Origin of the sequence: Actinosynnema sp. NPDC059335 (assembly GCF_042752395.1) — a bacterium.
In the GTDB taxonomy this organism is placed as follows: Bacteria; Actinomycetota; Actinomycetes; order Mycobacteriales; family Pseudonocardiaceae; genus Actinosynnema.
The window spans coordinates 26323-50311 of record NZ_JBHYXZ010000053.1 but is presented as its reverse complement, the minus strand read 5'-3'; the positions used below and the strand labels follow the sequence as shown (position 1 = coordinate 50311).

The following is a 23989-nucleotide window of genomic DNA, read 5'->3' as shown; positions in this document are numbered from 1 at the left end:
CGGGGGGCGCGGGTGGTGGCCGGGGCGGCCCCCCCCGGGGGGGCGGCCCACCCCCCGCCGTTTCCGGTCGGAGGTGGCGCGCGGTCAGACGTACAGCTCCAGGTCGGCGACCTGGGCGTAGTGGGCGTCGTCCACGTGCCACGGCCGGGCGGCGTCCGGCTCGGGTGAGGTCGTGGCCCCGCCGCGCAGCTCGCGCGGCAGGTCGGTGCAGTCCTCGATCAGTTCGGCCAACGTGTCCGCCTCGGTGTTCGTCACACCGGCGACCGTATGCGGGCCGAGGTCTTGACAAAAGCCCTACCGGGCGGTAGTACCGCCCGGTAGGGCTCATCTCACGCGTGCGCGGCCACCGGCACGGGCGGCGGGGCGGCCGCCGAACGGGCCGTCGCCCGGCCGACCGCCAGGGCCACCCCCACGCCCAGGACGGTCGACACGCCGCCGGCGGTCCCGACCCACCGCAGGCCGAGCCCGCTGGTCAGCACCAGCCCGCCCAGCACCGGGCCGAGCGCCGCGGCCACGTTGAACGCGGAGATGTTCACCGAGGCGACCAGCCCGGCCGCCGAACCCGCCTGCCCCATCAGGTAGGTGTGGATCAGCGGACCGGCGGTGAACGCGCTCGCCCCCAGCACGAACACGCTCACCGCGGCCGCCACCTTGCTCTCCAGCAGCAGCCCTTGGGCGAGCAGCACGACGCCGAGCACGGCCAGCGGGACGGGCAGCACGCGGGCGATGCGGTGCGGCGGCACCTTGCCGGCCAGCGTGCTGCCGACCAGCGTCCCCAGGCCGTACACGAGCAGCACGCCGGTGACCCAGCCCGGCGCGAACCCGCTCACCTCGCGCAGCGCGGGCGCGACGTAGGTGAACGCGGTGATCAGGCCGGTGAACGACAGCACGGTCGTGGCCAGGCCCAGCAGGACGGTGCGCCGGCCGAACGCGAACAGGCTGGCCCGCACCCCGGGGTCCGGCTCGTGCGCGACCTTCGGCGTGCCGAGCACGACCCCGGCCAGCCCGATCGCGGTGAGGGCGCTGACCAGCACGAACGACGCCCGCCAGCCGTAGTTCTGGCCGATGAGCGTGCCGAGCGGGATGCCCAGGATGGTGGACAGCGCGACGCCGTTGACGACCTTGGCGATGGCCGCGGTCTGCCTCTCCGGCGGCACGGACGCGACGGCGACCTGCGAGGCCACCGCGAAGAACAGGCCCTGCGCCAGCGCGGCCACCACGCGCGCGGCCATGAGCAGGGTGTAGTCGGTGGCGAGGGCGCTGCCCAGCGAGGCCAGCAGGGCGAGCGCCATGACGGAGATCAGGAGCGTGCGGCGCGCGACGCGCCCGGTCAGCACGGTGAGCACCGGACCGCCCAGGGCGACGGCGACGGCGTACGCGGTCACGAGCAGGCCCGCGGTCGGCACGTCCACGCCCAGGTCGGCCGCCACCTCGGGCAGCACGCCGACGATGATGAACTCGGAGGTCCCGACGGCGAAGGCGCTGAGCATCAGGATGAAGGCGATCACGCCGACGACGCTAAAGTGTGACACTGACGTCAGGGTCAAGGTTGCGTGATCGACCGCTCTTCTCGGCGGAGGTGGGAATACGTGCGGATCGGTGAACTCGCCGAGAGGACCGGCGCGACCGTGCGCATGCTGCGCTACTACGACCAGCAGGGGCTGCTCACGCCCCAGCGCACCGAGTCGCGCTACCGCGTCTACGACGAATCCGACGTGGAACGCGTGCGCAGCGTCCGCTGCCTCATCAACTCGGGCCTGAACGTGCGCCTGGTGCGCCTGGTGCTCGCGCACGCGTTCGACCAGGACGTGCAGCTGCCCGAGGACGAGGCGGGCTGCGTGCCGCTGCTGCGGATGCTGAACGACGAGCTGACCTCGATCGAGGAGCGCATCGACCAGCTCACCCGCAGCAAGGACCACCTGACCAGGCTCGTCGGCGACGTGACCCGCATCCTGCGGGACAAGAGCGGCGAAGGGCCCCCGGCGGACGTGCCGGAGGCCCCTCGCGACGCCGGGGTCAGAGCTTGACCGGGTAGTGCGGCTCCGGCACCACCGGGCGGATCCGGCCCTCCACGAAGATCCCGTGCCAGATCATGAACACCAGCAGCGCCCAGATCCGCCGGCTGTTGTCCGCGACGCCCGACCGGTGCTCCTCGATGACCCGCAGCACGGCCGTCTTGTCCAGGTAGCGGTCGGTCTGCGACTGGCGCACGTGGTCCACGGCCCAGTCGTGCATCTCGTCCTTCAGCCAGTGCCGGATCGGCACCGGGAAGCCCAGCTTGCGCCGGTTCAGCACGTGCGCGGGCACGATGTCGCGGATCGCCCGGCGCAGCGCGTGCTTGGTCGTCTCCTTGGTGAGCTTCAGCTCCGACGGCACCTGCGACGCGATCCGGAACACCTCGGGGTCCAGGAACGGCACCCGCAGCTCCAGCGAGTTCGCCATGGTCATCTTGTCGGCCTTGACCAGGATGTCGCCGCGCAGCCAGGTGAACAGGTCCACGTGCTGCATCCGCGTCACCGGGTCCCAGCCCTCGGACTGGCGGTAGACGTGCGCGGTCACGTCCTTGTGCGACACGTTCGGGTTGTACGTGCGCAGCACCTGCCGCAGCTGGTCGTCCATGAAGATCCGGGCGTTGCCGTAGTAGCGCTCCTCCAGCGTGAGCGCGCCCCGGCGCAGCAGGTCCTTGCCCCGCACGCCCTGCGGGATCTTCGTCGACACCTTGCCCATCGCCTTGCGCAGCGCGCCCGGCACCTTCTCGAACGGCGCCAGCGACAGCGGCTCGCGGTAGATCGTGTAGCCGCCGAACAGCTCGTCCGCGCCCTCACCCGACAGGACGACCTTCACGTGCTCGCGCGCCTCGCGGGCGATGAACCACAGCGGCACCAGCGCCGGGTCCGCCACCGGGTCGTCCAGGTACCACGTGATCAGCGGCAGCGCGTCCATCATCTCCTGCGCCGTCACCGCCCTGACCACGTGCTTCACCCCGATCGCGGCGGCCGACTCGGCGGCCACGTCGATCTCGGAGTAGCCCTGCCGCTCGAACCCGGTGGTGAACGTGATCAGGTCCGGGTTGTGCTCCTTGGCCAGCGCCGCGACCACGGTCGAGTCGATGCCGCCGGACAGGAACGAGCCGACCGTCACGTCCGCCCGCATGTGCTTGGCCACCGAGTCGCGCAACGCCTCGGTGATCTCGTCGTAGAGCCGGTTCTCGTCCGCGTCGCCGCGCACCGCGCGCGGCCGGAACGTGGCCGGGAAGTACCGCTCGACCACGGGCCTGCCGCCCGGCTTGAGCGTGAACGACGTGCCCGACTCGATCCGGTGGACCTCGGTCTGCAACGACTCCGGCTCCGGCACGTACTGCAGGATCAGGTAGTGCTGGAGCGCCTTCTCGTCCACCTCCGGCCGGATGCCGAGGGCCGGCGCCAGCTCCAGCACCGACTTCTTCTCGCTGGAGAACGCCACGCCGCCCGGCCCGGCCGCGTAGTACAGCGGCTTGATGCCGAACGGGTCGCGCGCGCCGAACAGCACCCGGCGGGCCTTGTCCCAGATCAGGAACGCGAACATGCCGCGCAGCTTCGCCACCGCGGACGGGCCCCAGTAGTGGTAGGCCGCCACGATCGTCTCGGTGTCGCCGTCGGTGGCGAACACCGCGCCGAACTGCCTGGTCAGCTCCGCGCGCAGCTCCACGTAGTTGTAGATCTCGCCGTTGAACAGGATCGCGTACCGACCCTGCTGGTCGTGCGGCCCCCAGTGCAGGGGCTGGTGGGAGTGCTCGATGTCGATGATGGACAGGCGGTTGAAGCCGAAGACGGCCTCACCGCCCTGCCAGGTGCCGCTCTCGTCGGGGCCGCGGTGGCGCATGCAGCGCAATGCCCCCGCCACCGCCGAGCGCGCCCGCTCGGCCTCGTTCTCGCCAGGGCAAACCAGTCCTACCAGGCCGCACACGCCGTAAACACCCTTCGTGTCGTGTGGAGAAGACTCCAGTATGCCGGGGGCCCGGTGTGTGACCGAAACTGCACCGCGCAGGGGCAGCCCCCGGCGGGTGACGTGCCATGCGCTGGGTTACGCTCCCGCATGATCCGGCATGGCGCGTAACCGCGCCCTTGCCTGCGAGCTTTGAGTACGAGGAGGCGGCGAGCAGTGGGCCTGAAGGAGGGCACCAGGGCAGCCCGGCTGGCCAAGGTCGGCGGGCTGGTCGGCCTGGTCGGCGTCGGGGCCACGGGTTGCTCCACGGAAGAGGTGCTGCGCTTCGGCTGGCCGGTGGCCGTGACGCCGCAGGCCGAGGCGATGCGCGAGCTGTGGACCTGGTCGGTCGTCGCGGCGCTCGTGGTCGGCGTGATCGTGTGGGGTCTGATCCTCTGGTCGGTCGCGTTCCACCGCAAGAAGAGCGAGGAGCTGCCCCGCCAGGTCGCCTACAACCTGCCGCTGGAGCTCGTGCTGCTGGTCGTCCCGACGATCATCGTGGCGGTGCTGTTCTACTTCACCGCGGTGACGCAGAACTACGTCACCGACAAGTCCGAGGACCCCGACGTCACGGTCGACGTGATCGGGTTCCAGTGGAACTGGGAGTTCCAGTACCCGCAGTACAAGACCGAGGCCGCCGACCTGCCGGTGAGCACCGTCGGCACGTCCGGCGAGATCCCGCTGCTGGTCGTGCCGCAGGGCAAGTCGATCCGCTTCAACCTGCGGTCGACCGACGTCATCCACTCGTTCTTCGTGCCGGAGTTCCACTTCAAGCGGGACGTCTTCCCGCAGCCGGAGAAGAACAACCAGGACAACTCGTTCCAGATCGACCAGATCGACCGGACCGGGTCGTTCGTGGGCCGCTGCGCCGAGCTGTGCGGCACCTACCACGCGGTGATGAACTTCGAGGTCAGGGCGCTGGAGCCGGCCGACTTCGACCGGTACATCCAGTTGCGGCAGGAGACCAACCCGGACACCGCCCAGCCGTACACCGCGGCCGAGGCGCTGACCGAGCTGAACTGCGGCGAGCTGTGCACGCCGTACGCCGTGACCACCAAGCCCTTCGACACCGACCGGACCGTCCGCGAGGCGTCGTCCGACGGTGGGAAGTAGGAGGACGCCGCGATGAAGGTCGAAGCGCGCATTTTTGACTTGGTGATGGCGTTCTCGTTCCTGATGTCCGTCGTGTACGGCTACTGGACCTGGGCGGACACCGGCCACGTCGAGCCGACCGGCACGGTCGCGCTCGCGCTGACCGGCGGGCTGGCGCTGATCGTCGGCACGTACTTCCGGTTCGTGGCCCGGCGCATCGAGGTGCGGCCCGAGGACAACGCGGACGCCGAGGTCAGCGACGGCGCGGGCGAGCTGGGCTTCTTCAGTCCCGGCAGCTACTGGCCGATCGGCCTGGCCGCCGCGGCCGCGACGGCCGGCGTGGCCCTGGCGTTCTGGCACATCTGGCTGCTCGTGATCGCCATCGCGCTGGTGCTGATCGCCGTCGGCGGCCTGGTGTTCGAGTACCACACCGGCCCGAACCACGACTGAGCACGCAGACTCGATACAGGGGGGCCACCCGGAAGGTGGCCCCCCCTTTCGTGTGTTCCGACTACGCGGTCAGGCGGCGTTCGAGGTCTGGTAGCTGTCCACGTACTCCTGTCCGGACAGTTCCAGGATCCGGTAGACGATCTCGTCGGTGACCGAGCGCAGCACCGGCAGCGACTCGTGCAGGCCCGCGTAGCGGTCGAAGCGCAGCGACTCGCCGAACCGGACGGTCACCGGGCGCACGCGCGGCAGCCTGCGGTCCACCGGCTGCACCTGGTCGGTGCCGATGAGCCCGACCGGGACGACCGGCGCGCCGGACTCGAGCGCCATGCGCGCCACGCCCGTGCGACCCCGGTGCAGGCGGCCGTCCAGCGAGCGCGTGCCCTCCGGGTAGATGGCGAACGCCCCGCCGCGGTCCAGGATCTCCTTGGCGGTGTCCAGGGACGCCCTGGCGGCCCGGCCGACGCCGCGGCGCACGGGGACGTGGCCCAGGGAGCCGAAGAAGTAGCGGGAGAGCGCGCCCTTCACGCCCTTGCCGTCGAAGTACTCGGCCTTGGCCAGGAACGAGACCCGGCGGGGCACCACCATCGGGATGACGATGCTGTCGATGAACGACAGGTGGTTCGGCGCGAGGATCACCGGACCGCGGGCGGGCACGTTCTCCAGCCCTTCGACCGTCGGCCGGTAGACCAGCCGTGCCGTGGGCGCCACCACTCGCTTCATCACCGTGTAGAGCATGGTGACAGCATGACCTGCCGCTGTTGCGCGGCGGTGAAAAGGTGGTCGTAGTCTCGGCCGGGTCCGTCACGCCGGGTGTTCGGCGCACGGTCGGGCGACGCCCTCGGCGGGTCCACTCTCGACCGTCCGGGCGCCGGGACGGCCGCCGCGTGCCGACGCGCGTCACCCGGAGGCGTGCACCCGGACCCGCGAGGCGGACTTCACGGACCCGACCACCGGGCCGGTGGGCCACGGCTCCGTGCCGGACGGTCGCCGCGTCGTGACCGGCCGGGCGTCAGGCGTCGGCGAGGGCCGTCTTCAGCTCCGACGACCGCGCCACCCAGCGCCGCAGCAGGTCCGCCGCCGCGCCGGAGTCGACCGCCTCCGCGACCTCGCCCAGCGCGCCCGCGAGGTCCGCGTGCAGGTCGGCCGAGAGCCCGCGGTGCGCGGCCACCACGCCCGCCGCGTTCAGCAGCACCGCGTCCCGCACCGGGCCCGGCTTCCCCGCCACCAGGTCGCGCACGACCTCGGCGTTCACCGCGGCGTCGCCGCCCTTGAGGTCGTCCGCCGAGGCCGGCGCGATGCCCAGCGCCGACGGGTCGATCCGGTCGGTCCGCACCTCGCCGCCGTCCGCGATCCACACCGACGTCGTGGTGGTCGTGGTGATCTCGTCCATCCCGTCGTCACCGCGCACGACCAGCATCGTGTTGCCGCGCCGCGCGAAGACGCCCGCGATGAGCGGCGCGAACGCCACCCGCGCGCACCCGACCAACCCGACCTTCGGCTGCGCCGGGTTGGTCAGCGGGCCGAGCAGGTTGAACGACGTGGGGATGCCGATCTCGCGCCGCGGCGCGCCCGCGTGCCGGAAGCCGGGGTGGAACACCGGCGCGAAGCAGAAGCCGATGCCCAGCTCCTCGACCGTCTGCTGCACCCCGAGCGGCGGCAGGTCGATGGCCACGCCCAGCGCTTCCAGGACGTCCGCCGTGCCGCACTTGGACGACGCGGCGCGGTTGCCGTGCTTGACCACCGGCACGCCCGCGGCGGACGCGACGACCGCCGCCATGGTCGAGATGTTCACCGAGCCGGAGCTGTCACCGCCGGTGCCCACGATGTCCGCCGCACGCCCCTCCACGGTGAACCGCCGGGCGTGCCGCAGCATCATGGACGCGATGCCGTCGACCTCCTCCGGCGTCTCGCCCTTGGCGCGCAGCGCCACCGCGAAGGCGGCGATCTGGGCCGGGGTCGCCGCGCCGGACATCACTTGGTCCATCGCCCACGCGGTGTCGTCCTCGGACAGGTCGACCCGGTCGACGAGCTGGTTCAGCAGTAACGGCCAGGTGCGCTCCACGGCGTCATCAGCCCCGGACGACGGGCAACGACGTCGAGCGCAGCACCTCGGCCACGGTCTCGGCGGCGGCCAGCGGGTCGAGCGGGTGCACCAGCACCGCGTCCGCCTGCGACCACGTCGCGAGCCACCGGTCGTCCTTGCGGCGGACGGCCACCACGATCGGGGGGCAGTCGGTGATCTCGTTCTTGAGCTGGCGGGACAGGCCCATGCCGCCGGTCGGCTGCGCCTCGCCGTCCAGGATGGCCAGGTCGACGCCGCCGTTGTCCATCTCGTACAGGACGTCGGCGATCGCGCCCACCTCGACGTACTCGACGCGGCCCAGGTCGGGCGCGGGACGGCGACCCACCGCAGTGATGATCGTCTCACGCACCTCGGGGCGGTGGCTGAACACCAGGATCCTGGTCGTCTGCGTGCTCATCGGCGCGGTCCTCCGGCGGGTCGGGGTGCCAGGTGACGCTGATGTTATCCGCCTGGCGCGCCGCGACCTGAAGCGCGTCCCACCCGATCCAGTCGCCGCCCAGCCGCTGGGCCAGCCCGGCCATCCGGGCCCGCTCCTGCGCGCAGCCCAGCGCGTCGAGCCGCTGCACCCGCAACGCGTGCCAGCGACCGTCGTGACGCAGCTCCCAGCCGTCCGCCGCGAGCAGCTCCCGGGCGCGTTCGACCTGGTCAGAGGGCAGTTCAAGGTGGTGGCGCAGCACCGCGGGCTCCTCGGGCCGCCAGCGCGGCGACCGGGCCAGCGCGGCCGAGTCGGCCTCGGCGATGTCGAACGCCTCCACCACCACCGCGAGCCCCGGTGAATCGATCTCCAGTGCGGGTACACCCCGCCGCGCCCGGCGATCACGCCACCGGCTCAACAACCCCATGACCGTCCTCACCGTGCGTGTGACCCAGATGACCTGCGTACGTGCCCCGGACCCGATGGGCGGGACGAAAACCTGCAAGCAATAATGCGTCGTGTGACAACGGCAGCGCCCTCAATCGGCCAGCGCGTGCACTCGCTGAACCGCCCGAACATGGTCAGCGTCGGCACGATCGTCTGGCTGTCCAGTGAGCTCATGTTCTTCGCGGGGCTCTTCGCCATGTTCTTCACGGTGAAGGCCCAGAACGAAGGGCACTGGCCACCAGAGCCGACCCACCTGAACGTGCCCTACGCGCTGTTCTTCACGATCATCCTGGTGGCTTCCTCGTTCACGTGCCAGTGGGGCGTGTTCGCCGCCGAGCGGGGTGACGTGTTCGGTCTGCGTCGCTGGTACCTCGTGACGCTGATCATGGGCGCGATCTTCGTGGCGGGTCAGGCCGGTGAGTACGTCACCCTCGTGAACGAGGGCACGACGATCCCCAGCTCGGCTTACGGCACGGTGTTCTTCCTGACGACCGGCTTCCACGGCCTGCACGTGATCGGTGGTCTGATCGCGTTCGGCTACCTGCTGGTCCGCACGAAGCTGAGCAAGTTCACGCCCGCGCAGGCGACCTCCGCGATCGTCGTGTCGTACTACTGGCACTTCGTCGACGTCGTCTGGATCGGCTTGTTCGCCGTCATCTACATCGTGCCCTGACCAGCTCGAACCCCGAACTCACACCAGCAAGGGTTGCCGCACACATGACCACCAACACCACACGGGCCCGGAAGCGCAGCACCAAGCTGCGCAGGCGGATCTCGGGCCTGCTCGCGCTGGGCTTCGCGCTGCTGGCCGCGGGCTTCCTGTTCAGCGCCCTCGCGCCGCAGCCGCAGACCGCGCAGGCGCAGGACGACCCGGCGCAGGTGCGACTGGGCGAGCAGCTCTACAACAACACCTGCATCAGCTGCCACGGCAAGAACCTCGACGGCGTCGAGGACCGCGGCCCGAGCCTGATCGGCGTCGGCGAGGCCGCCGTCTACTTCCAGGTCTCCTCCGGCCGCATGCCGATGGCCCGCCAGGAGGCGCAGGCGCAGCGCAAGCCCGCCAAGTTCACGCCGGAGGAGGTGGACGCCATCGGCGCGTTCATCCAGTCCCGCGGTGGCGGCCCGCAGACCCCCGAGGAGCGCGGTGAGGCGCTGCGCGGCGAGGACCCGGCCCGCGGCGGCGAGCTGTTCCGGCTCAACTGCTCGGCGTGCCACAACTTCACCGGTCGCGGCGGGGCGCTGTCGTCCGGCAAGTTCGCGCCCGAGCTGGACGGCGTGACCGAGGAGCAGCTCTACACCGCGATGCTCACGGGCCCGCAGAACATGCCGAAGTTCTCCGACCGGCAGCTCACGCCGGAGGAGAAGAAGGACATCATCGCTTACATCAAGTCGGTGACCGACGGGAACAACAACCCCGGCGGCGCCCCCCTCGGCGGCCTCGGGCCGGTATCGGAGGGTCTGATCGCGTTCATCGTGGGGATCGCCGCACTCATCGGCGTGACCCTCTGGATCGGAGCCAAGGCATGAGCGGCGTGAAGCCGAACGAGCTGCCCGACGAGGCCGAACTCGCCGGGATGAGCCGGGACGAGCTGGTCAAGCTCGGTGGCCGGTTGGACGGCGTGGAGCTCGTCCACTACGAGGACCGGTGGCCGGTCAAGGGCACCCGCGCGGAGAAGCGCGCCGAGCGCCTGGTGGCGCTGTGGTTCGCCATCGCGGCGGTGTCGGGCCTCGCGTTCCTGGTGGCGTTCATCTGGTGGCCGTGGAAGTACGAGGCGCCGAACAGCGGCGGCGACCACTTCCTCTACAGCCTCTACACGCCGGTCATCGGCTTCACCCTGGGCCTGTCGATCCTCGGCCTCGGTGTCGGCGCGCTGCTGTACACGAAGAAGTTCATCCCGGAGGAGCTGGCCGTCCAGCAGCGCCACGACGGCGGGTCGGCCGAGGTGGACAAGGCCACGATCCTCGCGCAGCTCGCCGACGCGGGCGAGCGCTCCACGATCGGCCGCCGGTCGCTCATCAAGCGGACCGCGGGCCTGGGCGCGGGCGTGTTCGGCCTCGGCGTGCTGGCGGTGCCGCTCGGCGGCCTGATCAAGAACCCGTGGGCGGACAGCGACTCGAAGGACTCGCTGTGGCACACCGCGTGGAAGTCCGAGAACGGCGAGAAGGTCTACCTGCGCCGGCACACGGGCGACTTCCACGAGGTCGCGCTGATCCGCCCGGAGGACCTGGACGCCGGCGGTTTCGAAACGGTGTTCCCGTTCCGCGAGTCGGAGCGCGACGACGAAGAAGCCCTGGTCCACGCGTTGAAGCGGGCCGACAGCCCGGTCATGCTCATCCGCCTGCGCCCCGGCCAGTCGGTGGTCAAGCGCGCCGGCCAGGAGGACTTCAACTACGGCGACTTCTACGCGTACTCGAAGATCTGCACCCACCTGGGCTGCCCGACCTCGCTGTACGAGCAGCAGACCGGTCTGCTGCTGTGCCCGTGCCACCAGTCGCAGTTCGACGTCTTCCACTACGGCAAGCCCCGGTTCGGCCCCGCGACCCGCGCCCTGCCGCAGCTTCCGATCACGGTGGACGAGGACGGATACTTGATTGCCCGCGGGGACTTCATCGAGGCCGTGGGTCCGGCGTTCTGGGAGCGTAAGTCATGAGCGGCATCACCACGCCGACGAAGCGGCAGGGCGCCGGCGCCCGCGTGGCGGGTGGCGCCGCCAAGTGGGCCGACGACCGGTTCCACATGGCTTCCGGCGTGCGGAAGCAGTTGAACAAGGTCTTCCCGACGCACTGGTCGTTCCTGCTCGGCGAGATCGCGCTGTACAGCTTCATCGTCCTGCTGCTGTCGGGCACCTACCTGGCGCTGTTCTTCGACCCCTCGATGGAGGAGGTCGTCTACAACGGCAGCTTCGTGAACCTCCAGGGCATCGAGATGTCCCGGGCGTTCGAGTCCACCCTGCACATCTCGTTCGAGGTGCGCGGCGGCCTGTTCGTGCGCCAGGTCCACCACTGGTCGGCGCTGCTGTTCATGGGCGCGATCGTCGTGCACATGTTCCGGATCTTCTTCACGGGCGCGTTCCGCCGCCCGCGTGAGATCAACTGGGTCATCGGCGTCGTGCTGTTCATGCTGGGCGCGATCGAGGGCTTCCTCGGCTACTCGCTGCCCGACGACCTGCTGTCCGGCACCGGCCTGCGGGTGATGGCGGCGCTGCTGATCTCGTTCCCGGTGGTCGGCACGTGGATCAACTGGCTGGCGTTCGGCGGCGAGTTCCCCGGCACGGAGATCATCCCGCGGCTCTACACGCTGCACATCCTGGTCATCCCGGGCATCATCCTGGCGCTGATCGCGGTGCACCTGGGCGTGGTCTGGTACCAGAAGCACACGCAGTTCCCGGGCGTGGGCCGCAAGGAGACCAACGTCGTCGGCGTGCGCATCATGCCGGTGTTCGCGGCCAAGGGCGGCGGGTTCTTCGCGGTGGTCGTGGCCGTGACGGCGATCATGGGCGGCATCTTCCAGATCAACCCGATCTGGAACTTCGGCCCGTACAACGCGGCGCAGGTGTCGGCGGGCGTGCAGCCCGACTGGTACATGGGCTGGACGGACGGCCTGATCCGCCTGTGGCCCGCGTGGGAGCTGTACCTGGGCAACTACACGGTGCCCGCGCCGTTCCTGCCGTTCCTCCTGGGCCTGCCGCTGCTGACCGGCATCGCGGCGGTGTACCCGTGGATCGAGCGCAAGCTGACCAAGGACTACGCGCACCACAACCTGCTGCAGCGCCCGCGTGACGTGCCGGTCCGGACGTCGCTGGGTGTCATGGCGATCTCGTACTTCATGGTGCTGCTGCTCTCGGGCGGCAACGACATCATCGCGATGAAGTTCGACATCTCGCTGAACGCGATGACGTGGATGGGCCGCATCGGCATGCTGATCGTGCCGCCGGTGGCGTACTTCATCACCTACCGGATCTGCATCGGCTTGCAGCGGGCGGACCGCGAGGTGCTGGAGCACGGCGTGGAGACGGGCATCATCAAGCGCCTGCCGCACGGCGAGTTCATCGAGGTCCACCAGCCGCTGGGCCCGGTGGACGAGCACGGCCACCCGCTGCCGCTGGCCTACCAGGGCGCGTCGGTGCCGAAGAAGATGAACAAGCTGGGGTCGGCCGGGCACCCGGTGCCGGGCAGCTTCCTGACCCCGGACCCGCCGGAGGAGACCGCCGCCCTGGCCCGTGCGCGGGCGGAGCGGGGCGTCTCGGCGGACGCCCTGAGCGCGGAGAACAAGTCCGCGGGCGAGCTGGCCGGGAAGCCGGCTCAGCCGGAGGACTGACCGTTCGACGGAAGGCCCCCGCACCGGGTTGCCGGTGACGGGGGCCTTTTGTCGTGTCGGGTTCGTGGCGTCGGGACACAAGGTGAGGTGACCGGCCGGCCCTACCGTGCTCGCGCCCGGCTGCACCCTGCGCTGCTCCCCCGGCCTGCTCCGCCGGGCCGCGCGCTTCCCGCGCCGCCGTGACCTGCTCGCGCTTCGCCGGCCGACTTCGGCCCGGTCGCACTTCGGCCCGGCCGCACTCCTGCGCCGCTTGCCGGGCCTTCCCGCAGTTCGCCCGGTCGCGTCGCGCCCCAACGGGCGGCTCAGCCGCACCCCAGCCGGGCCGCGGTTCGCCGCGGCCGCGCTGCGCCCGCCCATGCTTCGCAGGGGTCCCCGCCCAGGGGAGCCCTGGTTTTATCCTGCCGGCCGGGTCCGACAAAAACGGGTGGTCGGCGGGTCATCCGATCAGGCGTCTTCGAGACCGATGGCGAATGCCGCGTCGGTGTCGCGCTTGGAGTACGACCGGAACGAGATGTGGGTGTCCGTGTTCAGCACGCCGGGCACCTTGGAGATGTGGCCGGGCACCAGGTCGGCCAGGTCCTCGTGCCGCGCGACCTTGACCAGGGCGATCAGGTCGACGTCACCGGCGCACGAGTAGACCTCGGTCACGCCCTCGATGTCGGCGATCGCCTGCGCCGCGTCCGGGATGCTCTCGGCGGCGGCCTGGATCAGCACGATCGCGGTGATCACAGCGGTCCTCCACAAGTCGTCGGGGTCTCGACCGCGCTCATGCTAGTGGCCCGCCACCCGGTACTGGTCCCGACCGGCCTCGGCGCGCGCCACCCACTCCCGCCACGCCCCGGCGGCGGACGCGGGGGAGGTCCAGGGGCGGTCGCAGTGGACGAGCCGCGTGCCCGGCCGGTCGATCCACCGCAGCACCACGCCGACCTCCTCGGCGGGCGCGCCGAGCAGCGGACCCTCGCCGGGGACGACCGTCTCGGCCGACGCCACCAGCGCGTCCACCACCGGCATCGGCCGCGTGCCCCGGCGCGCCACCCCGGCCGACGCCAGCCGCCCGTGCCGCACCACGGCGAACTCCCACCCGCCGTCCCCGTCCGGCCGGGCGGCCACCACCTCGGGCAACGCGGCCAGCCCCGCCAGCCGCTGCGCCCGGTCCAGCGAGCGGACCAGGGACGACATGCGGTCGCGGCGGGCGGCGGCGTCCTCGAACCGGTGCGCCTCGGCGAGCGCGTCGATCTGGGCCGTCAGCCCTCGCAGCGGTGTGGCGTCGACGCCCGAGACGAGCCGCCGGAACGCGTCGGCGGCGGGGGAGTACTCGTCCACCGACTGCCGTCCCGCGCACGGGGCCTTGCACCGGCCCAGCTCGAACAGCGCGCACGGCGTGGCGGAGGCGTTGCGCGCCGGGATCCGGATCGAGCACGCCCGCAGCGGCACGGCCTCCAGCACCGCCTCCAGGGCGGTCTCGGCCAGCCGCCGCGACCGGAACGGCCCGAGCGCGCCCGCGCGCGGCGTGCGGACCACGGAGAGGCGCGGGAACGCCTCCTCCGTGAGCACGAGCCACCACGCCTGCCCCTGGTTCTTCGACCGGCGGTTGTAGGCGGGCTTGTGCGCGGTCAGCAGCCGCAGCTCCCGCACCTCGGCCTCCAGCGAGTGCGCGCACTCCACCGCGTCCACCCGCACGGCCAGTGCCACCATCTCCCGCAGCCGCCGCCTGCCCTCGCTCGCGGTGAAGTACTGCCGCACCCGCCGCCGCAGGTCCGACGCCGTGCCGACGTACAGCACCTCCTCCGACGGCCCGCGGAACAGGTACACGCCCGGGGTGGACGGCAGGTGCGCGGCGAGCGTGCGCTTGCGGCGCTGGGCGGGCGTGACCTCGGGCAGGTAGGCGACCAGCTCCTCCAGCGAGTGCACGCCGACCGAGCCGACGCGTTCCAGCAGGTGGTGCAGCACCTCGACGGTCGCGCGCGCGTCGATCAGCGCCCGGTGGTTCGGCCGCACGGAGACGCCGAACAGCTGGGCCAGCGCCGACAGCCGGCAGCTCGGGGCCTCGTCCCGGCTGAGCACCCGCCGGGCCAGCTTCACCGTGCACACGACCGTCGGCTTGGGCCACGTGTACCCGAGGCGGGCGCAGGCGGCCTTGATGAAGCCGACGTCGAACCCGGAGTTGTGCGCCACGAGCACCGCGCCGGCGGCGAACTCGAGGAACGCGGGCAGCACGGTGCCGAGCCGGGGCGCGCCGGTCACCATGAGCTGGGTGATCCCGGTCAGGGCCACGACCTGCGGCGGGATGCCCCGCTCGGGGTCGACGAGGGTGCCGAACTCGCCGATCACCTGCCCGCCGCGCACCTTCACGGCCCCGATCTCGGTGATCGCGTCCTCGTCGGCCCGGGCGCCGGTGGTCTCCAGGTCGAACACGACGAACGTGGTCTCGCGCAGCGGGGTGCCCAGTTCGTCGAACGTGAGCTGAGTAGTCATCGCGGCGCACGGTAGCCCGGACCACCGACAGTCCCGGATCACGACGGGGGAGGCGTCCCGTGCCGGCACAGCTAGCCTGTACGGGTGCAGGACCCCACCGAACCCGCGGCCGGCGCCGACGACCTGGAGCCAGACCAGGCCGTCGAGTCCACTGTGGACTGGGGCGCGCTGCCCGAGCCGCTGCGCGCGCGGCTCGCCGAGCTGAGCGCGGACGCGTTGGGGGACCTGGCGAAGGTCGACATCCCGCAGTCGCTGCGCGCGGTGGCGCGGTTCGCGCCCACCAAGCGCGCCCGGCTGGGCGGGCCGGCGCTACTGGGCGGGCTGAAGTCGTCCTCGAACTTCCGCGCGGCCGTGGTGGAGTGGCTGCGCCGCAACCGGCCCGCCGTGCTGGAGGTGACCTCGCCCGACCCGGTGGCGGCGGGGGCGGCCGCCATCCTGCAGGGCGAGGAGGTCGCGGCGCACTTCATCGAGCTGGTCGGCAGGCGCGCGGCGGACGCGGCGCTGCGGTCCGAGCGGGACCTGGCCGTGCAGCGCGCCGAGCGGCTGGAGGTGGAGCTGGAACGCCTCAAGGCGGAGCGGGCCGAGGCGGGCGGCGCGGTGGACAAGATCCGCCAGGAGGCCGAGGCCGAGCTGGAACGGCTCCGCAAGCGGTTGCGGGAGCAGGGCGTGCGGCTGCGCGAGGCCAAGGACCGGGCCGAGTCGGCGGCGGCCGAGGTGGAACGGGTGCGCGCCGAGGCCGACGCCGCGCTGCGCCGGCTGACCGCCGAGCGGGACCGCGAACGCGAACGCGCCGAGACCGAGCGCGCCAAGGCGCAGCGCGCCGAGTCGGACGCCGAGGTCGCCCGCCAGTCGGCCAAGGAGGCGCGCCAGGCCGACGAGGTGCGGTTGGCGCTGCTCGTGGACACGCTCGACGGCGCGGTGAACGGCCTGCGCCGGGAGTTGGCGCTGGGCGGCGCGGGGCCGCGGCCCGCGGACCTGGTGCGCGGCGCGAGCGCGGCGCAGGGCGCGGTCGGCCGGGTGGAGGACCCGGCGGCGCTGGACCGGCTGCTGGCGCTGCCCGCCGTTCACTTGATCGTGGACGGCTACAACGTCACCAAGACCGGCTACCCGGAACTGTCGCTGTCGGACCAGCGGGACCGGTTGGTGCACCAGTTGGCGGTGCTGGCCGCGCGCACCGGCGCGGAGGTCACGCTCGTGTTCGACGGCGCGGGCGTGGTGGCCGTGCCGACGTCGGCGCCGCGCGGGGTCCGGGTGTTGTTCAGCGATCCCGGCGTGCTCGCCGACGACGTGATCCGGGCGTTGGTGACGGCCGAGCCGGAGGGCCGTCCGGTCGTCGTGGTGACGTCCGATCGGGCGGTGGCGGACTCCGTCCGCCGGCGGGGCGCGCACCCGGTGCCGTCCGCGGTGCTCCTGGCCCGCTTGATCCGCGTGTGACACAGATCGTGTTTTTAACACCACCTGTGGTCACACGAGCAGGTCACAGCTCGACCGATCGTGAACTTTCGGATCCCTGACGGGAATTCCTTGCCCCGCTAGTGGACGAAGCACCTCACTTTTCGTAACCTAGCCGAGATCTCGCGGCGGGCAGTGGTCCATCCTGGGCCGCGACGCGGGTTCACCGCCGAATCGGCCTGTCGGGGAGCCGAGCCGGAACACTCGCCAAGCAGTGCTCCAGTCGGGTCGCGTCACGCGCTCGACCGGTAGGCGGTTCAGACGAAGGAGACACACGCGACTGTGGCGTCGCAACGACTCAAGCGCGGCCTGCGCGGGGCGATGGCGGCCACGGCGGTGGCCGCTGCCGCGGTGGGCGTCCAGCCCGTACCCGCCGGAGCCCAGCCGAACACCCCCGCGAACGCCTCCGAGGCGCTGAAGAAGTACAACGAGCTGGCCGAGCAGGCCACGAAGCTCAACGAGGAGCTCCTGCGCGCCGAAGAGCAGCGCGACGCCAACCAGGCGGAGCTCGACAAGGCCAACGCCGACCTGGCGCAGGCGACCCAGGCGGGCGACCAGGCCAAGGCCGACGAGGAGACCTTCCGGGTCCAGGTCGACAAGCTGACCGAGGCGTCGTTCGAGGGCGCGCGGTTCAACCAGCTGTCGGCGCTGCTGGTGTCCGACTCCCAGCAGGACTTCCTGAACCGCATGTCGGCGCTGGGCGTGCTCGCGTCGGACAACAACGAGGCGCTGGTGCGGCTCTCCGGCGCGGTCGACGCCGCCGAGGACGCGCGGCAGAAGGCGGCCGACGCCCAGAGCCGCGCGCAGGCCGCGACCGACGAGGCGAACCGGATCGCCGAGGACATCCGCAAGCGCCAGACCGAGCTGCAGGGCCAGATCACCGAGGTCCGCAACCAGCTCAACCAGCTCACCGCGCAGGAGCGCAACACGCTGAGCAGCGTCGGCGAGCGCGTCACCACCACCAACGTGCCCGCGGGCGCGGCCGGTATCGCGCTGCAGTTCGCGCTGGAGCAGCAGGGCGACATGTACCTGTACGGCGCGACCGGCCCGGACCGCTGGGACTGCTCCGGCCTGACGTCGAAGGCCTACGCCTACGCCGGCGTGACCATCCCGCGCACCTCCGGCGGCCAGGCGGGCGCCGGCCGCCCGATCAGCCGCGGCGAGGTCGGCCCCGGCGACCTGATCATCTACAACGGCGGCAACCACGTGGCCATGGCGGTGGACAACGCGCGCGTCGTGCACGCGTCCACCGACGGCGTGCCGGTCAAGGTCGTGCCGCTGGAGAGCCCCGGCTCCATCTACGCGATGCGCCGCATCGCGGGCTGACACGCGTCGTCCGGCAGGGCCATCCTGGACGGGGTCCGACCCCGACCGGGGCGGCCCTGCCGACGACTGGGGAGGCCCGTGAGCCGCGTTCGGGTGGTGCTGGCCGCGTTGGTGGCGGTGACCTTCCTCGCCGGGCTGGTCACGGCCGTGGCCCCGGCGATCCCGAGCGGGCCTTCGGCGTCGGCGCACCCCGCGGCCACCTCGCGCGCGGACGCGGTCCGGTCGCTGCTCGACCGCCGGGCGCGGGCCGTGCTGGAGCGCGACGAGGCGGCGTTCACCGCGGACCTCGACCCGTCGGCCGACGCCGCGTTCCGGCAGCGGCAGCGCGACCTGTTCCACAACCTCGCCGAGGTGCCGCTGGCCGGCTGGGCCTACGGGCTGGCCGGCGAGACCGACGTCTCGGCGCTGGACCTGCCCGCCGCGGACGAGGTGTGGGCTCCCGGCGTGCGGCTGTCGTACCGGCTGCGAGGCGTGGACGCGGAGCCGAGCGGCCAGGACCTGGCCTACCTGTTCACCCGGCGCGGCGACCGCTGGTACCTGCACTCCGACACCGCGCTGGAGCCGCTGGGCAAGCGCACCTGGCGCGGGCCGTGGGACTTCGGGCCGTGCCGGGTGCTGACCGGCGCGGGCGGGTTCGTGCTGAGCCACCCCGGCGGCGAGGCGCTGGCCGCCCGCGTGCTCGCGGAGCTGGACGGCGCGGTCGCGGCGGTGACCGAGGTGTGGGGGCCGGCGTGGTCGCGGCAGGTGGCCGTGCTGGTCCCGGCGAGCCCGGACGAGATGGTGGCGCTGGTCGGGCCGGGCTTCGCCACCGGGTCGATCGCCGGCGTCGCGGTGGCCGACCGGGTGGACCGGGGGACGCGCACCGCCCGCGGCCAGCGCGTGGTGCTGAACCCGGGGAGCGCCGGCGCGTTGTCGCCGTTGGCGTTGCGGGTGCTGTTGCGGCACGAGATCACGCACGTCGCCGCGCGGGGGGAGACCGTGGACGGCGCGCCGATGTGGGTGCTGGAGGGGTTCGCGGACTACGTGGGGTACCGGCGCAGCGACGTGCCGTTGGCCAAGGGCGCGCCGCTGCTGGCCGCGCGGGTGCGGGAGGGGCTGCCGTCGGCGTTGCCGTCGGACGCCGACTTCCGCGGCGGCGCGATGGAGCTGGCCTACCAGCAGGCGTGGTCGCTGAACCTGTACCTGGCGTCGTGGCTGGGGGAGCCGGGGCTGGTGGCGCTGTACCGGCGGCTGGCGCGGGTTCGGGCGTCCGAAGTGGACTCCGTGCTGCTGGAGGTCACCGGGCGGGACGCCGCGGCGCTCGTGCGCGGGTGGCAGGAGTTCCTGCGGCGGTCGTTCCCGTAACGTGGTCGCGTGCGTCGGACCCTGTTGGTGACCAATGACTTCCCGCCACGGCCCGGCGGCATCCAGTCCTACCTGCACGCGCTGGCCGTGCGGCTGCCCGAGTTGGTGGTGTACGCGCCGTCCTGGGAGTCGCCCGCCGGCTCGCACCCGGAGTTCGACGCGGTGCAGCCGTTCGAGGTGGTGCGGCACCCCGGGACGTTGATGCTGCCGACACCGGACGTCGTGCGCCGTGCGGCGGACATCCTGCGGGGAGCGCGCTGCGACGCCGTGTGGTTCGGGGCGGCGGCCCCGCTGGCGTTGATGACGTCACGGCTGCGTGCCGCCGGGGCCTCGCGGGTGGTGGCGTCCACGCACGGGCACGAGGTCGGGTGGTCCATGCTGCCGGGCGCGCGGCAGGCGTTGCGGCGCATCGGGTCGGACGCCGACGTGGTGACGTTCGTGAGCCGGTACACGCGGTCGCGGTTCGCGGCGGCGTTCGGTCCGCTGGCGGCGTTGGAGCACCTGCCGTCCGGGGTGGACACGTCGGTGTTCGCGCCGTCGGCCGCGGCGCGGGAGCAGATGCGCGCCCGGTACGGGCTGGGCGACCGGCCGGTGGTGGTGTGCGTGTCGCGGCTCGTGCCGCGCAAGGGGCAGGACGTGCTGGTGCGGGCGTTGCCGGAGATCCGGCGGCGGGTGCCGGGCGCGGCGTTGCTGCTCGTGGGCGGTGGGCCGTACCGGCGGACCGTGGCGCGGCTCGCGGAGTCGGTCGGCGTGGCGGACCACGTGGTGCTGACCGGGTCCGTGCCGTGGGAGGAGCTGCCCGCGCACTACAACGCCGGTGACGTGTTCGCGATGCCGTGCCGGACGCGGGGGCGGGGGTTGGACGTCGAGGGCCTGGGCATCGTGTACCTGGAGGCGTCGGCCACCGGGCTGCCCGTCGTGGCGGGGCGTTCGGGCGGAGCGCCGGAGACCGTGCGGGACGGCGTGACGGGGCGCGTGGTGGACGGGCGGGAGGTGTCGGAGGTGGCCGAGGCCGTGGCCGGGCTGCTCGCCGACCCCGGCGCCGCCGCGAAGATGGGCGCGGCGGGCCGTGAGTGGGTCACCGCGAACTGGCGCTGGGACGACCTGGCCGACCGCCTGGCCACCCTGATCAACGCCCCCGCGTGAGTCGTCCCCCCAACCCCCGCGTGTCCTACGTTCGGAACGCGTGTGTCCTACGTTCGGAACGCGTGTGTCCTACGTTCGGAACACGAGAGTCCTACGTTCGGAACACCCGAGTTCAACGTTCAGGTCGGGTGGTCGTCGCCGGGCGCGTGTTCCGAGCGTTGAATTCGGGTGTCCTGAACGTAGGACACACGCGTTCTGGACGTAGGACACACGCGTTCTGGAGGTTGGACTCACGGGGGGTCGGTGGGGAGGGACTGGTGGACGGCGGCCAGTTCGGCGCGGGCGGACTGCTCGGTGACGCGCAGGCCCAGGCGGGTGGTCAGGGTGACCGCCTGGGTGGCGAGGGACTTGGCCTCGTCCAGCTGCCCCAGCAGCCGGCGCACGCCGGCCAGGCCCACCAGGGCACGCGCCTCGCCCGGCAGGTAGCCGATCCGGCGCGCCTTGGTCAACGCCTGCTGGAACTGCTCGTCGGCCGTGCGCAGGGAGCCCAGGCCCCGGTTCGCCGAGGCCATCACCACCAGCACGTTGGTGGTGATCCGCTGGTCGCCGTCCTCGCGCAGCTCGGCCAACGCCCGGTCGGCCAGGTCCAGCGCCTCGGCGTACTCGCCGAGGTCGACCCGCACGGACGCCGTGCTCTCCAACGCCCGCGCGGCGGCCTCGCGGAACCCCGCCTCGGTCGCCCGCCGCAACGCCTCGGACAGGTGGTCGAGCGCGCACTGCGGCTCGCCCATCAGCTGTGACGCCACGCCCAACAGGGTCAGCGCGGTGACCTCGCTGCCCCGCAGCCCGTGCGCCACGCTGATCGCCAGCGCCTCCCCGAGCAGGTCCACCGCCTCGGCCAGCTCGCCGGTCTCGATCGCCAGCACGCCCAACCCGGTCAGCACACCCGTCTCGCCCGCCCGCGACCCGCCGGACTCCCGCTTCAGCGCCAGGCACGTCTCCAGGTCGTTGCGCGCCGACGCCAGGTCACCGGACTCCAGCCGCACGACACCGAGGTTCCCGCGCACCTCCGCCTCCGACTCCAGGTCGCCGGACAGCCGGTGCAGCTCCACGGCCCGCGTGTAGTGCGCGACGGACGTCCCGAAGTCGCCCAGCCGCCAGTGCAGCGTCCCCAGGTTCTGGTGCATCGCCGCCTCGCCCGCCACGTCCCGCTGCTCGTGCGCGGCGTCCAGCCCGTACCGCGCGGTCGACAGCCACTCGGTCACGTGCTTGCCGATCCACAGGTAGCCGCGCAACCCGTCCGCCAGCCGCCACGACACCGCGGCCGGGCCGCGCTCGGCGGCGGACCGGATCGCCGCGGTCAGGTTGGCCCGCTCCGCGTCCAGCCACGCCCGCGCCTGCGCCGCCGTCCCGATCCTCGGCAGCCGCACCGCCCGCCCGGCCGGCGCGGGCAGCCGCATCAGGTCCGGGTACAGCAGTTCGGCGCAGTGGTCCACCGCCCGCACGTAGAACTCCAGCAGCCGCACGCGCGCCGCGCCCACGTCCTCGCCGCCCGCCTCCGCCCGTTCGGCGGCGAACCGCGCCAGCTCCTCGTGGAACGCGTACCGGTCGCCGTTCGCGCCCACGAGCCGTGCCGCGACCAGCTCGCCCAGCAGCGCGGCCGCTTCCGACACGGTCAGGTCGGCCGCGTTCGCCGCCGCCTCGGCCGTGAAGTCCGGCCCGGGCACGACGCTCAACAGCGCGAACAACCGCCGCGCGCCCGGCGTGAGCGCGGCGTGGGCCAGGTCGAGCGGGTGCCGGTCGCCGAGCCGTTCCAGGTACCGCTCCACGGAACCGGGACCCACCCCCGCCGCCGCGACGCCCAACGTCAACGGCAGGTGCCCGCACCGCCGCGCCAGCTCCTCCGCCGCCCGCCCGGACCGGCGCAGCAGCGCCAACGACTCGTGCGGCTCGAACACGTCCAGCCCGACCCGACGCGCGCCGTCCACGGCGATCAGCCCCCGCAGGTCGTCCCGGCTCGTCACCAGCACCGGGCAGCTCGCCGCGCCGGGCAGCAGCGGGCGCACCTGGTCCGGCGCGGCCGCGTTGTCCAGCACCAGCAGCATCCGCCTACCCGACAGCAACGACCGGAACAGGCCGCTCTGCTCGTCGGAGTCCACCGGGATCTGCTCCGGCGGCACGCCCAGCGCGCGCAGGAACCGGGTCAGCACCTCGACCACCGGCGTGGCCGGGCCGGACGCGTACCCGCGCAGGTCCACGTACAGCCGCCCGTCCGGGAACCGGTCCTTCAGCCGGTGCGCCACGTGCACCGCCAACGCGGTCTTGCCCACCCCCGGCCCGCCGGTCAGCGCCACGATCGGCACCGCGGTGCGCGGCTCGTCCGGCGCGATCAGCCGGGTGATCCGGTCGACCGGATCGTCGCGGCCGACGAACCCCGGCACGTCCGGCGGCAGCTGGTCCGGCACGTCCGGGTCGTCCCGCTCGGGCGGCGCGGCCAGGCTCGGGTCGCCGACCAGGATCGCCTGGTGCAGCTCGCGCAGCGCCGCGCCGGGCTCGATGCCGAGCTGCTCGTCCAGCAGCCGCGCGGCCGCCCGGAACGCCTCCAGCGCCTCGGCCTGCCTGCTGCCCCGGTACAGCGCCACCATGAGCTGGGCCCAGAACCGCTCGCGCAGCGGGTGGTCCGTGGTGAGCGTCCGCAGCACCGGCACCAGCCGCTCGTGGTTGCCCAGCGCCAGCTCGACGTCGTTGCGCTCCTCGTGCGCCACCAGCAGCCGCTCGGCCAGCCGCGGCACCTCCTCGTCGCGCAACACCTCCGACGGCACGTCCGACAGCGCCGGGCCGCGCCACAGGCCCAACGCCTCGGCGTACAGCTCGGCCGCGTCGCCCGGGTGACCGGACCGCGCGGCCTGCCGCGCCAGGCCCGCGGTGGTGGTGAACCGGTGCACGTCCACCCGCTCCGGCGGCACGACGAGCCGGTAGCCGTCCGAAGTGGTCCGGATCAACGACGGGTCGCCCAGCAGCTGCCGCAACCGCATGACGTAGGTCTGCAACGTGCCGCGGGTGCGTGCCGGCGGGTCGTCGCCCCACAGGAACGACACCAGCTCGCCAATTGAGACAACACGTCCCGCGCGCAGCGCCAGGGCGGCCAGCAACGCCCGGTGCTTACCCGCCCGCACCGGCACCCGTTGACCCTGTATGCGCACTTCAAGTGGACCGAGAAGGCCGAACCACGGCCCAGCGCCCATCCGTTTGCGTCCCCTCGTTCGCCCTCCCGCCGCACAGCCTAGGGCGGGCGCTGACGGCAGGAGTCATCGCCGCGTCAGCGATACGACAGCGCGCTCGGGCACTCTGTGAAGCGTCCCGGTTGGGGGACCGGGACAACAAAACTTCTCGGGTCCGCGTCAGCGGATACGCGATCACTGGGGGTCGCGCGGGCGGGCGCCCCCGCCGCGGGGGGCGCCCGCGCCGGGGCGGGAGGGCGCGCCCGCCGCGCCGCCGCCGCGCCCGCCCCCGGGGGGCGGGGCGGGGGGCGGGGGGG

Annotated in this window: 20 protein-coding genes and 1 pseudogene; 11 read left to right on the top strand and 10 right to left on the bottom strand. The window is 72.7% G+C overall.

The genetic code is table 11. The annotated features are described in order from the left end of the window. Nucleotides 1–84: 84 nt before the first annotated feature. Both ACFXGA_RS18540 and ACFXGA_RS18535 read right to left on the bottom strand, forming a co-directional pair. Nucleotides 85–255 (bottom strand): hypothetical protein, encoded by a 171-nt coding sequence (locus ACFXGA_RS18540; protein WP_378089386.1) that lies wholly within the window; start codon nt 253–255, stop codon nt 85–87. A gap of 74 nt (nt 256–329) precedes the next feature. Next, entirely contained in the window at nt 330–1508 is a 1179-nt protein-coding gene (locus ACFXGA_RS18535) for an MFS transporter (protein ID WP_378089384.1), read from the bottom strand. Nucleotides 1509–1589: 81 nt separating this feature from the next. On the opposite strand from ACFXGA_RS18535, the gene ACFXGA_RS18530 reads away from it, so the two are divergent. Next, a complete protein-coding gene (locus ACFXGA_RS18530; RefSeq protein WP_378089382.1) occupies nt 1590–2027 on the top strand; it encodes a MerR family transcriptional regulator in 438 nt (145 codons plus the stop codon). Here the strand turns inward: ACFXGA_RS18530 and asnB are convergent. Continuing rightward, nucleotides 2017–3945 carry an asparagine synthase (glutamine-hydrolyzing) gene (asnB, locus tag ACFXGA_RS18525; RefSeq protein WP_378089380.1) on the bottom strand — a complete coding sequence of 643 codons (1929 nt, stop codon included), beginning with the start codon at nt 3943–3945 and terminating at the stop codon, nt 2017–2019. The two genes, ACFXGA_RS18530 and asnB, sit on opposite strands and share 11 nt — an antisense overlap. Before the next feature lie 195 nt (nt 3946–4140). Between asnB and coxB the strand changes: the two genes are divergently transcribed. Together coxB and ACFXGA_RS18515 are read left to right on the top strand one after the other, a co-directional pair. Then, the gene (gene coxB, locus ACFXGA_RS18520; protein WP_378089378.1) at nt 4141–5076 is read left to right on the top strand and encodes a cytochrome c oxidase subunit II; all 936 of its coding nucleotides are present in this window, start codon (nt 4141–4143) and stop codon (nt 5074–5076) included. Between the two features lie 12 nt (nt 5077–5088). Next, on the top strand, nt 5089–5505 hold the full coding sequence (locus ACFXGA_RS18515) for a cytochrome c oxidase subunit 4 (RefSeq protein WP_378089376.1): 417 nt from the start codon (nt 5089–5091) through the stop codon (nt 5503–5505). A 69-nt stretch (nt 5506–5574) separates the two neighbouring features. Here ACFXGA_RS18515 and ACFXGA_RS18510 read toward each other — a convergent pair whose 3' ends face one another. From ACFXGA_RS18510 to ACFXGA_RS18495, 4 genes and pseudogenes are all read right to left on the bottom strand, one after another. Next, nucleotides 5575–6240 (bottom strand): lysophospholipid acyltransferase family protein, encoded by a 666-nt coding sequence (locus tag ACFXGA_RS18510; RefSeq protein WP_378089375.1) that lies wholly within the window; start codon nt 6238–6240, stop codon nt 5575–5577. 274 nt (nt 6241–6514) lie between these two features. Then, a complete protein-coding gene (gene trpD, locus ACFXGA_RS18505) occupies nt 6515–7567 on the bottom strand; it encodes an anthranilate phosphoribosyltransferase (RefSeq protein ID WP_378089373.1) in 1053 nt (350 codons plus the stop codon). A 7-nt stretch (nt 7568–7574) separates the two neighbouring features. Then, nucleotides 7575–7985: a hypothetical protein gene (locus ACFXGA_RS18500; RefSeq protein WP_378089371.1), complete on the bottom strand. Its 411-nt coding sequence runs from the start codon at nt 7983–7985 to the stop codon at nt 7575–7577. Nucleotides 7986–8049: 64 nt separating this feature from the next. Continuing rightward, a pseudogene (locus ACFXGA_RS18495) lies at nt 8050–8430 on the bottom strand (hypothetical protein); the annotation flags it as partial. A gap of 84 nt (nt 8431–8514) precedes the next feature. Here ACFXGA_RS18495 and ACFXGA_RS18490 point away from each other — a divergent pair. From ACFXGA_RS18490 to ACFXGA_RS18475, 4 genes are read left to right on the top strand one after another with little or no spacing between them, the layout of a single operon-like run. Then, complete coding sequence (locus ACFXGA_RS18490; RefSeq protein WP_378089369.1) at nt 8515–9123, top strand: heme-copper oxidase subunit III; 609 nt, start codon at nt 8515–8517, stop codon at nt 9121–9123. A 44-nt stretch (nt 9124–9167) separates the two neighbouring features. Next, nucleotides 9168–9977: a cytochrome c gene (locus ACFXGA_RS18485; protein WP_366199969.1), complete on the top strand. Its 810-nt coding sequence runs from the start codon at nt 9168–9170 to the stop codon at nt 9975–9977. Then, nucleotides 9974–11101 carry a ubiquinol-cytochrome c reductase iron-sulfur subunit gene (locus ACFXGA_RS18480; RefSeq protein WP_378089367.1) on the top strand — a complete coding sequence of 376 codons (1128 nt, stop codon included), beginning with the start codon at nt 9974–9976 and terminating at the stop codon, nt 11099–11101. Before ACFXGA_RS18485 ends, ACFXGA_RS18480 begins: the two co-directional genes overlap by 4 nt. Then, nucleotides 11098–12768 carry a cytochrome bc complex cytochrome b subunit gene (locus tag ACFXGA_RS18475; protein ID WP_378089365.1) on the top strand — a complete coding sequence of 557 codons (1671 nt, stop codon included), beginning with the start codon at nt 11098–11100 and terminating at the stop codon, nt 12766–12768. The genes ACFXGA_RS18480 and ACFXGA_RS18475 overlap by 4 nt, the downstream gene beginning before the upstream one ends. A 444-nt stretch (nt 12769–13212) precedes the next feature. Here the strand turns inward: ACFXGA_RS18475 and ACFXGA_RS18470 are convergent, their stop codons facing one another. Next, on the bottom strand, nt 13213–13497 hold the full coding sequence (locus ACFXGA_RS18470) for an Lrp/AsnC family transcriptional regulator (RefSeq protein ID WP_158840431.1): 285 nt from the start codon (nt 13495–13497) through the stop codon (nt 13213–13215). A 42-nt stretch (nt 13498–13539) separates the two neighbouring features. Beyond that, complete coding sequence (locus ACFXGA_RS18465) at nt 13540–15243, bottom strand: DEDD exonuclease domain-containing protein (protein ID WP_378089363.1); 1704 nt, start codon at nt 15241–15243, stop codon at nt 13540–13542. An 84-nt stretch (nt 15244–15327) separates the two neighbouring features. Here ACFXGA_RS18465 and ACFXGA_RS18460 point away from each other — a divergent pair, with 84 nt between their 5' ends. The 4 genes from ACFXGA_RS18460 (at nt 15328) to ACFXGA_RS18445 (ending at nt 20511) form a co-directional block, all read left to right on the top strand. Continuing rightward, the gene (locus tag ACFXGA_RS18460; protein WP_378089362.1) at nt 15328–16677 is read left to right on the top strand and encodes an NYN domain-containing protein; all 1350 of its coding nucleotides are present in this window, start codon (nt 15328–15330) and stop codon (nt 16675–16677) included. Between the two features lie 300 nt (nt 16678–16977). Further along, on the top strand, nt 16978–18021 hold the full coding sequence (locus ACFXGA_RS18455; protein ID WP_378089360.1) for an NlpC/P60 family protein: 1044 nt from the start codon (nt 16978–16980) through the stop codon (nt 18019–18021). Nucleotides 18022–18099: 78 nt separating this feature from the next. Further along, nucleotides 18100–19365 (top strand): hypothetical protein, encoded by a 1266-nt coding sequence (locus ACFXGA_RS18450; RefSeq protein ID WP_378089358.1) that lies wholly within the window; start codon nt 18100–18102, stop codon nt 19363–19365. Between the two features lie 9 nt (nt 19366–19374). Continuing rightward, entirely contained in the window at nt 19375–20511 is a 1137-nt protein-coding gene (locus ACFXGA_RS18445) for a glycosyltransferase family 4 protein (RefSeq protein ID WP_378089356.1), read from the top strand. A 230-nt stretch (nt 20512–20741) separates the two neighbouring features. On the opposite strand, the gene ACFXGA_RS18440 is transcribed toward ACFXGA_RS18445, so the two are convergent. Then, nucleotides 20742–23627, bottom strand: a complete 2886-nt coding sequence (locus ACFXGA_RS18440; protein ID WP_378089354.1) for a BTAD domain-containing putative transcriptional regulator — start codon at nt 23625–23627, stop codon at nt 20742–20744. Nucleotides 23628–23989 lie beyond the last annotated feature (362 nt).

Bases quoted from the DNA above. Each gene is read 5' to 3' on its own strand.
- ACFXGA_RS18515 (WP_378089376.1), top strand. From the start codon at position 5,089: ATGAAGGTCGAAGCGCGCATTTTTGACTTGGTGATGGCGTTCTCGTTC.
- ACFXGA_RS18510 (WP_378089375.1), bottom strand. From the start codon at position 6,240: ATGCTCTACACGGTGATGAAGCGAGTGGTGGCGCCCACGGCACGGCTG.
- ACFXGA_RS18500 (WP_378089371.1), bottom strand. From the start codon at position 7,985: ATGAGCACGCAGACGACCAGGATCCTGGTGTTCAGCCACCGCCCCGAG.
- ACFXGA_RS18490 (WP_378089369.1), top strand. From the start codon at position 8,515: ATGCGTCGTGTGACAACGGCAGCGCCCTCAATCGGCCAGCGCGTGCAC.
- ACFXGA_RS18485 (WP_366199969.1), top strand. From the start codon at position 9,168: ATGACCACCAACACCACACGGGCCCGGAAGCGCAGCACCAAGCTGCGC.
- ACFXGA_RS18480 (WP_378089367.1), top strand. From the start codon at position 9,974: ATGAGCGGCGTGAAGCCGAACGAGCTGCCCGACGAGGCCGAACTCGCC.
- ACFXGA_RS18475 (WP_378089365.1), top strand. From the start codon at position 11,098: ATGAGCGGCATCACCACGCCGACGAAGCGGCAGGGCGCCGGCGCCCGC.
- ACFXGA_RS18465 (WP_378089363.1), bottom strand. From the start codon at position 15,243: ATGACTACTCAGCTCACGTTCGACGAACTGGGCACCCCGCTGCGCGAG.